At 38.6% G+C, this 1341-nt stretch carries 1 protein-coding gene; it reads left to right on the top strand.

Annotated elements, in window-relative coordinates; all coding sequences use genetic code 11:
* A partial coding sequence (locus tag OR1_RS20425; protein ID WP_041974999.1) for a tyrosine-type recombinase/integrase occupies positions 1–602 on the top strand: 602 nt, incomplete at its 5' end.
* Positions 603–1341: the final 739 nt, after the last annotated feature.

Here is a 1341-nt window from a genome sequence, read left to right as displayed (position 1 = left end):
GATACAAGCCATATTCAGACGACGACATAAAATATATATTAGAGGATATGCTAGTAAAACCGGGTGGTTATCGCTATTGCACCTATATGTATTGGTTGCCCATTCTTGCAGCGTTTACGGGCGCACGTTCAGGCGACCTTGCCGACCTTACAAAAGAGGATTTTATCAAACGAGGGGATATTGATTGTGTAGTCATTGGGAACCATAAAACGGGAGCCATGCCGCGAACGATACCCATGCACAGTAAATTATTAGAGTTAGGTTTTTTGGAGTTTGTAGAATCCTTGAAAGACGGGGCTAAACTTTTTAACATTCCGAGTCACGGCCACGAACGCGGATATAATTATAAGTGGTATATGAGAAAACTTAGGGAACGTATCACCGACGAAAATAAAGCCTTTCACAGTTGGCGTTCTACCCTTGCGAGCCGGTTGAACGATGCCGGGGTTCCATCGACTCACAGAGCCGACATTTTAGGTCATCAGCGAACCGGCACCGAAACAGATAAAACATATACGACTATTACGGAGATAAAAACACTTAAGCAAGCCATAGAAAAACTACAATACGACTTTATTGACTGGGATAAAGTCAAAATATAAACTAATTTACTATGTGAAAAGTTAAGCCTCTTAGATAATCTAAGGGGCTATTTTTATGCCTCGAAATAATACTATAACAAACCATGAAGAGCTGGCTTTTAACAGCAAAATTATAAAAACCACACCCGCTAATGTCAATGAAATAATGCACCAAAATCAATTATTGTTTTGTTAAATCAGCTAGTTATTGACTTTTGTTGTACTTTGTGCTATATTCTCACTATGAATTATGCAGATATGACAGACATTATTAACAGTGATAAGTATGAGTTCTTTATTGAAGTTGGATTATTCAATAAATTACTCGAACTAACGAAGCCATTTAGTCGCGGGTGGTTGTTATGGATTGTCGGACATATTGATAAATTGGAGGAAGAACCAATAGCCGGTGACTCTATTTATATTAACCTACCCCCTGCATATGACACCCTGCCGATTGCTTTGCATTTTATGCGTTGTAATTGCGATAGTAGACGAACTAACGAACGAAGACGGCGACTAATGGTTGTTCTGCATGAGGAACATTTAGAATGGGAGCCACCTCTAGACGATGAATTTCCGTATTAAGCCCCTAACCATACAGAGTTAAGTATATGAAATCATATATTGAAATATTAATTGTCGTTGCAGGTTTCGCACTTGCTTGGTTTCTGTTATTTCACACGTCACACATAGTAAAAATACCTTTAGATAAAGAACGGATACATGGAAAGCGCATCGCGTGAACAAGAATTTTACA

It is taken from the genome of Geobacter sp. OR-1, assembly GCF_000813145.1.
Classification (GTDB): Bacteria; Desulfobacterota; Desulfuromonadia; order Geobacterales; family DSM-12255; genus Geoanaerobacter.
The sequence above is the reverse complement of the archived record's forward strand: the minus strand, read 5'-3'. Positions and strand labels throughout refer to the sequence as shown.